Genomic DNA, 7,075 nt, shown 5'->3' on the forward strand with positions numbered 1-7,075 from the left:
AACAGGACCGTGAAACGACTTTGCGCCGATGATAGTGCTGCAACCAGTGTGAAAGTAGGTTATCGTCAGGCTAGTTATTAAGCGAAAGCCCGCTCCAGTGACCTGGAGCGGGCTTTTTGCGTTGGGGGACACGCAAGACTGCAGGGCGCATGAAAATCGGCGCAAGCATGCCGGGGGCACGCTTGCGCCTGGGCAAGTGACGGGAGGTCTAGTCGCAGCGGTCGATCTCGTCGAGCACGCGCGCCGTCAGGCTGGCCAGCTGCTCCAGCTCCGCCGGCGTCAGGGAAGCATAGCCGGACGTGACGTCGGCCGAGACCTCGGGCAGGATCTGTTCGATCAGGCTGCGGCCCGGATCGCACAGGGAAATCATCACCGCGCGGCGATCGCCCGGTTTCGGACTGCGCCGGATGAAGCCCTTGGCCGCGAGTTCGTCGCAGACGCGCGTCAGGTTGGCCGGCTTTTCGTTGCAGGCCTCGCTCAGTTCCGTCGCCGTCGACGTCTCGTCGAGGCTGCCGTACAGGATCGCCAGGACCAGGTAATGGGTATCGCCCAGCGCGTACTTCTTGAGGGCGGCATTGGTCTTGTCGCGCAACGTCTTCTGCAAGCGATAGGTCATGCGCACCAGGCGCATCTGCACGTAGGGAAAACCGGGCACGCGCGCCTGGACGCGCTGCAATCGCTGTTCGGTCGAGCAGAAGCTGCTCGTCGGCGTCCTATCGGCCATGCGTTACGGTGCCTTGTGCGACGCGGTCCAGTTCGGATAGACGTAGGCCGCTTCGGTCAACGGCTGGGTGCCGTCGGCCCTGGCCTGCGCCAGCTCGGCCTGGACGCGCGCGCGCACCGGGTCGCTGCTCGCCACGGTGTCGGTGGAAGCACAGCCGGCCACCAGGGCGGCCAGCACTACGGGGATCAGGAATGTCTTGTTCATGTCGTTCACCATCGAATAAAGGGAGGTGGGCCAGGCCAATGTCTGTACCCTGAACAAAGTTTAGTCCTGAATATTTCATTTGTAAAGTAAATCCTCGCAAAGCAGCGGCGGCACGCACGCGCGTTGCCGCAACGATAAAAAAAAGCCCGCGCACGGCGGGCCCGGGAAAGCAGGCGGGGTTATTCGGGCATGACGTCCTTGAGGACGCCGATCGGCTCGTTGACCAGCTTGCCGTTTACCTTCTTGACCTCGCGGATGTACATGTTCTGCACGATGTCGCGCGATTTCGGATCGATGCTGATCGGTCCGCGCGGGCTGTTCCACTTCATCCCGGACAGGACCTTGACGGCCTGGTCGCCCGTGACCTTGCCGTCCAGCTTGCGGATGGTCTCGTAGATCATGCCCATCGTGTCATACGCGGCGACGGTGACGAAGGTCGGCGCCGGCCGGTTCGGATTGGCGGCGGCATAGGCCTTCAGGAAGGCCTTGTTGGCCTCGTTGTCGAGCGCCGTCGAGTAGTTCAGCACCGTGACGGCGCCCAGCGCGCGTTCGCCCAGCGCTTCCAGCGTCGGCGTGTCGCTGGTCATGTCGCCCACGCCCAGGAACTTGATGCCGGCCTTGTCCAGCCCCTTGTCGCTGTAGGCCTTGAGCATGCCGACGCCATCCTCGACGCCCGGCGCGAAGAAGAACACGGCGTCCGGCTTCTGGTCCTTGATGCGCTGGACGAACGGCGAATAATCCGGATTGGCCAGCGGCACGCGCGCCGAGCCGACCACCTTGCCGCCGCCGGCCGTGAGCCCCTTGGTGAAGCGCGCCTCGGCGTCCAGGCCGGTGCTGTAGTCGGTCACCAGCGAATACACCTTGCCGATCTTGTTCTTGGCGGTCCAGTCGCCGAACGGTTCGGTCATCTGCTGCATGGTCATCGACGTGCGCAGCATGTATGGCGACTTGGCCGTGATGCCGGTGGTGACCGCGTTCATCACGATCATCGGCACCTTGCCCTGGGTGGCCACCGGCGCCACCGCCAGCGCGCTCGGCGTCAGCGAAAAGCCGATCAGGAAATTGACCTTCTCGCGCCCGACCAGTTCCTGGGCCGCGCGCTTGGACAGCTCGACGTTGCTGCCGCCGTCGTCGCGGTACAGGATCTCGATCTTCTTGCCGGCCACCTTGTCGCCGTGCTGCGCCATCCAGGTCTTGATGCCGTCCTCGAAGGGCTTGCCGATGTTGACGAAGGGCCCGGTCAGCGCGGCGATCACGCCGATGCGGATGGTGTCGTCGCCCTGCGCATGCGCGCCGGCGAACGGCAGGAAGGCGAGTCCGATGCACGCCAGTGTCTTCAGTTTCATGTCGTCTCCTCGTTGTTGTCGTTGGTGCCGCTACAGTGGGTCAGTCCGCATGGATCGTGCGCGGATCCGTGCCGTCGTACATCGCGTCGACCAGCGCGGCGCGGCGCAGCAGCACCGCGGCCTGGTTGATCGAACCCTTGTCGGTCTGCTCGCGCTGGTCGATCGAGGGTGGCTCGGCCTGCAGCAGCAGGCGGTCCACGCGCTTCGACGAGCCGCCGCAATCGCGGTTCAGTTCGCGCAGCAGGTCCTGGAAGAAGGCGCGCACCGGCCCGCTCGCCAGCACCTCGGCCGCAGGCGTGCCCGCGGGCAGCCCGGACAGCGTCAGGCAATGGTCCATGCGCGGGAACACCAGCAGCCCGATGACCGGACGGTTGATGCCCGTGACCACCGCGTCCTGCACGTAGGGCGCGCCCATGCTGATCACGCGCGCGCGCAGCGGCCCGACGCTGACGAAGGTGCCCGAGGCGAGCTTGAAGTCCTCGGCGATGCGGCCGTCGAACATGCAGCCCAGCGCCGGCTGCGCGGGGTCGACGAAGCGCAGCGCGTCGCCGGTGCAGTAGTAACCGTCGGCGTCGAAGGCGGCGGCCGTCAGCTCGGGCGCGCGCCAGTAGCCGGGCATCACGTGGGGCCCGGCGAAGCGGGCCTCCAGCTTGTCGCCCACCGGCACCAGCTTGACCCGGCAGCCGGGCGCCGGCACGCCGACGTAGCCGGCCTTGACGATCGGGCCGGTGCCGAAGGTGCTCGACGGCGACGTCTCCGTCATCCCCAGGCCGGTCATGATGCGGATCGACTCGCCGCAGCAGCGCACGGCCACCGCGTCCAGGCGCTCCCAGGCCGATTGCGACAGGCCGGCGCCGGCGCAGAAGAACAGCTTCACGCGCGAGAAGAACACGTCGGCCAGCGCGGCGTCGCGCTCCAGCGCCTCGGTCAGCATCTCCCAGCCGGCCGGGATGTTGAAGTAGACCGTGGTCGCGATCTCGCGCAGGTTGCGCACGGTCGCGCCGAAGTCGCGCGCGGTCGGGCGGCCGTCGTCGATGTACAGCGTGCCGCCGTTGTACAGCACGATGCCGACGTTGTGGCTGCCGCCGAAGGTATGGTTCCAGGGCAGCCAGTCGAGCAGCACCGGCGGCTCCTGGCCGAAGAACGGGAAGGTCTGCAACAGCATCTGCTGGTTGTGGCAGAGCATGCCGTGGGTGGTGATCACGGCCTTCGGCTTCTTGGTCGAGCCGGAGGTGAACAGGAACTTGGCGATGGTGTCCGGGCCGACGCCGGCATGGCGCGCATCCACGTCTGCCGGCGCCGTCTCGAGCAGCGCGGCGAAGCGCGTGGCCGGCTGGCCGGCGACCTCGCCGCGGGACAGGATCAGTTCGGCGCCTTCCGGCATCACGGCCCGGATGGCGCGCGCGAACGCGTCGCCGTCGGCGGCGAACAGGGCGCCCGGGGTCAGCTGCGCCACCAGGTCGGCCAGCTTGGACGGGTCGGTGGCGACCAGCGAATAAGCCGGCGACAGCGGCGCGTACGGGATGCCGGCATACATGGCGCCGAGCGCCAGCTGGAAGTGTTCGAGGTCGTTGCCGGACAAGATGGCCAGCGGCCGCTCGACCGACAGGCCGCGGTCGAGCAGGGCCTGGCCGATGCGGCGCGCGCGCTGCAGGGCGTCGGCGTAGGACAGGCGGATCCACTGGCCGTCCGGCCCGCGCTGCGCCACCAGCGTGCGCTCGGGATGCGCGCGCGCGCCCTCCTGCAGGCGGTCGGTGAAGCGCGCCGGCACCGGGGCGAGCGGGGTGACGGCGTCGAGGTGCCAGACGCCGTCCACCTGGTAGGCCGCGATCTCGGGATTGCCGATATCGACCTGCCGCCGCCTCGCGCCCCCGCCTTCCTCAATCGTCGATCGGGTCATGGCGGTCCCCGTTCAGATCGGGTAGTGGCGCGACCCGGTCTGCACCGTGATCCAGCGCAGGTCGGTAAACTCGGCGATCGCCGCCTTGCCCCCGAAGCGGCCGTAGCCGCTGCCCTTGACGCCGCCGAACGGCATCTGCGCCTCGTCGTGCACGGTGGGACCGTTGATGTGGCAGATGCCGGATTCGATGCGGCGCGCCACGGCCATGGCGCGGCCCACGTCGCGGCTGAACACGGCCGAGGACAGGCCGTATTCGCTGTCGTTGGCCAGGCGGATGCCTTCCTCGTCGCCGTCGAAGCGCAGCACCGAGACGATCGGGCCGAACGACTCTTCCTGGTAGACCAGCATCTCGGGCGTGACGCCGTCGACGATGGCCGGCTGCATGATGTTGCCGTCGACGCCGCCGGCCTGCACCACGCTGGCGCCGCGCGCGCGCGCATCCTGCAGCATGGCGTCCACGCGCGCGGCGGCGGCCGGGTCGACCATGCCCGCCAGCGGCGCGTCGCTGCGCGCCGCCTTCAGCGTCGCGGTCTTGGCCGTGAATTTCTCGATGAACCGGTCGGCCACCTTGCGGTCGACCAGGATGCGGTCGGCCGACATGCAGATCTGGCCCTGGTTGAAGAAGGCGCTGAACGCGGCCGCTTCCACGGCGGCGTCGAGGTCGGCGTCGTCGAGCACGACGAGCGGGTTCTTGCCGCCCAATTCCAGCAGCACCGGCTTGAGGTGCTTCGCGGCCTGCTGGGCGATGATGCGGCCCACTTTCGTCGAGCCGGTGAAGTTGATGCGGCGTACGGCCGGATGGGCAATCAGGCGCTCGACCACCTGCGCCGCGTCGGCGGGCGCATTGGTGATCACGTTGACGACGCCCGGCGGGAAGCCGGCGTCGACGAAGGCCTGGCCGATCAGGCGGTGCAGGGCGGGGCAGACTTCGGACGCCTTCAGGATCACCGTGTTGCCGCAGGCCAGCGGCATGGCCAGCGCGCGCGTGCCCAGGATGATGGGCGCGTTCCAGGGCGCGATGCCGACCACCACGCCGCAGGCCTGGCGCACGCCCAGCGCGAGCGAACCGGGCACGTCGGACGGGATGACTTCGCCGGCGATCTGCGTCGTCATCGACGCCGCTTCGCGCAGCATGTTCGCGGCCAGCGTCACGTTGAAGTGGTACCACATCGGCGCGCCGCCGGCTTCCTCGACGGCGGTCTCGACGAACCGCCCGCGCAGCGCGTCGATCTGGTCGGCGGCCTTGAGCAGCAGGGCGCGGCGCTCGCCGGGCGCCATGGCGGACCAGGCCGGGAAGGCGTCGCGCGCGGCGGCCGCGGCGGCGTCGACGTCGTCCAGGGTGGCGGCGGCGGCGCGCGAGGCGACGGCGCCGGTGGCGGGATTGATGCGGTCGAAGGTGGCGCCGTTCGCGGCGGCGCGGGCTTGCCCGCCGCACAGCAGGTCTGCGTGGAACATGGAGGTCTCCTCGTGTTGACTGGATAGGGGCCGGCGGCTGCCATCGTGGGCGCCGCCGTTATTGTTCTTATTGTGCAACAGGTATTGCCGGCGCGCGGTTCAGCCGCGCTTGTAGGCCTGCAGGCCCGGCTTGATCGTCTTGTCGTCCAGGAACTGCTTCAAGCCTTCCTTGCGGCCTTTTTCCGGATCGCGGTAGTTCGACTGGTCGGTCTTCGCGTACAGGTAGTCCTCGCCCTGTTCCCAGGTCAGTTCGCGGCAGCGCTTGAAGCCGACCTTGGCGTAGCGCAGCACGACCGGGTTCTTTTCCAGCAGCTTGCCGGCCAGTTCGACGACGGCGTCGCGCAGTTGCTCGCGCGGCACGCTCTTGTTGACCAGGCCCATGGCGGCCGCTTCCTTGCCGGTGAAGGTATCGCCAGTCATGATGTAGTGCAGCGCCTGGCGGTGGCCCATGGTGTCGGCCACGGCCTTGCTGACCAGGTTGCCCGGCGGGATGCCCCAGTTGACTTCGGACAGGCCGAACACAGCCTCGTCGGCCGCGATCGCCAGGTCGCAGGCCACCAGCGGCGAAAACGCGCCGCCGAAGCACCAGCCGTTGACCATGGCGATGGTCGCCTTGCTGTACATGCGCAGCAGCTTCCACTGCCACTGCGAACAGTCGCGCCGCATGCGCTCCTGCATGATCTCCGGCTTGCCGTCGGTCTCGCGGAAGTATTCCTTCAGGTCCATGCCGGCGGTCCAGGCTTCGCCGGCGCCGGTCAGCACGACGACCTGGGCGTCGTCGTCCAGCTCGAGCGTCTCGAGCACGTCGATCATCTCGCGGTTCAGGGTCGGGCTCATCGCATTGCGCTTTTCCGGCCGGTTCAGCGTGATCCAGCCGATGCCGTTCTCCACGTCGACCTTGACGGTCTGCCAGCGTCCTTCGTATTTGGACATACAATGTCTCCTCGTTCGTCGATTTATTATCAGGCTACCTGATATGCGTTTTATACTATACGCACCTGTTTTCCGTGACAAGCATCTTTTATGGCCATCGAAAAAAAACCTGCACCGCCTTCCACGCCGCCCGCCCCGACCGGCCTGGCCTACCTGGTCGGGCGCCTCGACCACGTGCTGGGCCAGCGCCTGCGCGACGTGCTGGCGCCGGTGGGCATGACGGTGCCGCAGTACACGGCGCTGTCGGTGTTCCGCGCCCACGGCGCGCTGTCGAACGCGCAGCTGGCCACGCGCACGATGACGTCCCCGCAATCGGCCAACGAGATGGTCAAGCAGATGGAAGCGAAGGGGTGGATCGCGCGCCAGCCCGATCCGGCGCACGGGCGCATCATCCGGATCAGCCTGACGGCGGCCGGCGAGGCCATCCTGGGCGACGGCGACGTGCGCGTGCTGGAAGTGGAAAACCTGATGTTCGCCGATCTCGGCAAGGACGGCCGCGCGCAGCGGCAGGCG

7 protein-coding genes are annotated in these 7,075 nt (G+C 67.9%); 1 reads left to right on the forward strand and 6 read right to left on the reverse strand.

The features are described 5' to 3' along the window. Positions 1-208 precede the first annotated feature (208 nt). The 6 genes from QZ749_RS23360 to QZ749_RS23385 all read right to left on the reverse strand — a co-directional run bounded on the left by QZ749_RS23360 (position 209) and on the right by QZ749_RS23385 (position 6,562). Positions 209-724, reverse strand: a complete 516-nt coding sequence (locus tag QZ749_RS23360; RefSeq protein ID WP_296952211.1) for a MarR family winged helix-turn-helix transcriptional regulator — start codon at positions 722-724, stop codon at positions 209-211. Between the two features lie 3 nt (positions 725-727). After that, a complete protein-coding gene (locus tag QZ749_RS23365) occupies positions 728-928 on the reverse strand; it encodes a DUF4148 domain-containing protein (protein ID WP_296952214.1) in 201 nt (66 codons plus the stop codon). Positions 929-1,107: 179 nt separating this feature from the next. Next, positions 1,108-2,274 (reverse strand): ABC transporter substrate-binding protein, encoded by a 1,167-nt coding sequence (locus tag QZ749_RS23370; RefSeq protein ID WP_296952217.1) that lies wholly within the window; start codon positions 2,272-2,274, stop codon positions 1,108-1,110. 40 nt (positions 2,275-2,314) lie between these two features. Then, complete coding sequence (locus tag QZ749_RS23375) at positions 2,315-4,174, reverse strand: feruloyl-CoA synthase (RefSeq protein WP_296952220.1); 1,860 nt, start codon at positions 4,172-4,174, stop codon at positions 2,315-2,317. A 12-nt stretch (positions 4,175-4,186) separates the two neighbouring features. Next, positions 4,187-5,629, reverse strand: coding sequence for an aldehyde dehydrogenase (locus QZ749_RS23380; protein WP_296952223.1), 1,443 nt, complete (start codon positions 5,627-5,629; stop codon positions 4,187-4,189). A gap of 99 nt (positions 5,630-5,728) precedes the next feature. Continuing rightward, positions 5,729-6,562: a p-hydroxycinnamoyl CoA hydratase/lyase gene (locus tag QZ749_RS23385; protein ID WP_296952226.1), complete on the reverse strand. Its 834-nt coding sequence runs from the start codon at positions 6,560-6,562 to the stop codon at positions 5,729-5,731. Positions 6,563-6,652: 90 nt separating this feature from the next. On the opposite strand from QZ749_RS23385, the gene QZ749_RS23390 reads away from it, so the two are divergent. Then, positions 6,653-7,075, forward strand: a 423-nt coding sequence (locus QZ749_RS23390; RefSeq protein ID WP_296952229.1) for a MarR family winged helix-turn-helix transcriptional regulator, incomplete at its 3' end; no start/stop codon positions are given.

Origin of the sequence: uncultured Massilia sp. (genome assembly GCF_913773735.1) — a bacterium.
GTDB lineage: Bacteria > Pseudomonadota > Gammaproteobacteria > Burkholderiales > Burkholderiaceae_D > Telluria.